This is a genomic window from Mesorhizobium sp. WSM4808, assembly GCF_055811675.1.
This window is the reverse complement of record NZ_JBVVQX010000076.1, coordinates 1-636: the sequence shown is the minus strand read 5'-3', so window position 1 is coordinate 636 and position 636 is coordinate 1. Positions and strand designations below refer to the sequence as shown.

Sequence of the window (636 nt, the reverse complement as noted above, 5' to 3'; positions counted from 1 at the left end):
TGATCGACCAGGGATTGGTGATTTTTTAGATCAGTCGCTTGGCCACGAGCGCCGAGATCATTCGCCAATCGGCGAAGTGCATACGTGTGTTTTCGGACCGTGCTCTCGCTATATTTTTGCTGAGCCGCAGCGTGGGCGATCGCTTTATCAATAAGGTCCCGGTGTTCGTCGGACAGATGGGGATAGCCTGTAGCACGGGCGCCACGCGCGACAGCTTCGGCTCGGCGCGGCTCGGCCACGTGATGCTGCTCAAAGCTCGCTTGCCGGGCTTGGCCCGCATCCGGCAAGGGGTCACGGTGGTCCAGGGAAGGGAGTATCACGTCTGGGACGGGTTGAGTCCCATGGGAGAACCCTTTGGGGACGGCGAATGAGACGTTTATGGAGTCTTCGATCGCAGCGGGGGGCTCAGACCTTGCGGAGGGCGCGGCCTGCGCATGCAGCCTTCCGATGTGACCGGCCCCCGTCCCTTGAAACGGTACCCCATCCAATGGCAATTCACCGAACTGCTGCATGGGGGGGCGCATCGGCACGCGGCCGCCTGAATTGCCGATTTCGCTCAGCTGCCGCCCGATTGCGAGGCTTTGCGGATTCTCAGTCCTCTGCCTTTTCGCCGGTCTCAACAGGGCTGTGTGATGT

The 636-nt window shown here is 61.3% G+C and carries 1 protein-coding gene; it reads right to left on the bottom strand.

Going from position 1 to position 636, the window contains the following annotated elements:
- Window positions 1-239, bottom strand: a 239-nt coding sequence (locus AC0L2U_RS34745; protein WP_473603710.1) for a hypothetical protein, incomplete at its 3' end; no start/stop codon positions are given.
- Window positions 240-636: the final 397 nt, after the last annotated feature.